Here is a 1,379-nt window from a genome sequence, read left to right as displayed (position 1 = left end):
CGGCGTGCATCCGCGAGTACGCGGCCAACGGGCAGGGGCGCGATAAGCTTCGAGACGCGGCAGACGCCATCGAGGCTGCGGCCACTCACCTGCGCACTGGAAATACGTAGCTCGCACACCCTACTGCGCCACCCCTCCTGAGAGTGTCGTGACGAGGCACCCTTGGGAGGGGGCTCTCCCCAGAAAGACGATGCTGCGGCCGAACCGAACGAAGCAAGAGCCGTCGAGCTGGAGCAGTCCGTTCCAGAAGATGGGGGCGTTGTCGGGCACGCCATCGGGGAGAACCCAGCGCTGCGTGATGCCCTCCGCATCGGGCGTGAGGCGCAGCGACGACGGGGGCGCCTGTCGCGTCCGCTTCACCTCTTCCGCACAGGCGGCGTGAACGACCGCCAGGTACCCGTAGCCAGTCTCACGCGGGGCGCAGAAGATCTTGAGGTCGTCTTCGTCGTTCAGCCACTGCCCGCACACGACGCACGTGGGCAGGCCATCATTGGCGTCGATGGCGCACAGCTGGCTTCTGGCTCTGTTGGTCTTGTCGGTCACGCTCACGAGCGCACCTCCGCATGGCGCGTCGTGAGCTCGGAGATGACGCACTTCTCGCACAGCTGGCGGTCATCGTTGTCCTCGTCGCGGTATCGGTACGGCATCTCGCGGCAGCCGTCGCACGTGCAGGCTAGGCACACGCGCTTGCCGTTGACGCACGTCACCGCGTCTTCGAGCATCTCCTCACAGCGAGCGCACACCAAGCGCTCGAGCACTGCAATCATCATGGGGTCTCCACCTCCGCTTTCATTTGTTTCATCAGCATCACCCAAGCAACCGCCGCAACTGCTGGCACAACGCCGTTGCCCAGGATGCGTAGCTCGTCGACCCGAGAGGTTTTAACTCGACCCACCCCTCTGGCAGCCCCATCAACCACTCCACGAAGCGCGGGTTGAGTTGCGGGTTGGAGGTCTTCTGGAATGTGTCTCCAGGCTTCCCGCTCTGCTGGCCCGGGGGGAAACACTTCCCGCAACGGCCGGCTGTTCCGGCCCAGCGTCTCGGCGCTCACCGTGCCGTTCTTGCCGTCCTGAGAAAGGGGTGTGGGCCACTGCGCTGCCATGCCGTTCAGAAGTGGCTCGTTCGAACGTTTGCCACTCCTCGTTTTCCTCGAACCCTCGGTGTCTGCAACCGCAGGCGTCGGCAATTGTTTCATCACATTCACTGCATGGTCTCGCAGTTTGTACCTTCCTTTCTCCCCCTCGCGCATCTCCATTACCCCGCCCTCGCCGTCCGATGCCCTCGGCGTCAGCCACACTTTCGTCTGTGCGCTCAGTGTTTTGATGTGTGTTGGATGATTTATTACTCGATGTGCATATTCCACCGTTCCAGTTTCCTGA

General features: G+C 62.9%; 2 protein-coding genes. Both read right to left on the bottom strand.

The window, feature by feature from the left end; genetic code table 11:
• Positions 1-120: 120 nt before the first annotated feature.
• A complete protein-coding gene (locus EB084_25535) occupies positions 121-549 on the bottom strand; it encodes a hypothetical protein (GenBank protein ID NDD31627.1) in 429 nt (142 codons plus the stop codon).
• A complete protein-coding gene (locus EB084_25530) occupies positions 546-770 on the bottom strand; it encodes a hypothetical protein (GenBank protein ID NDD31626.1) in 225 nt (74 codons plus the stop codon). The genes EB084_25535 and EB084_25530 overlap by 4 nt, the downstream gene beginning before the upstream one ends.
• Between the last annotated feature and the right edge of the window lie 609 nt (positions 771-1,379).

The organism is Pseudomonadota bacterium (genome assembly GCA_010028905.1).
Classification (GTDB): Bacteria; Vulcanimicrobiota; Xenobia; order RGZZ01; family RGZZ01; genus RGZZ01.
This window is presented reverse-complemented; position numbering and strand designations above follow the sequence as displayed.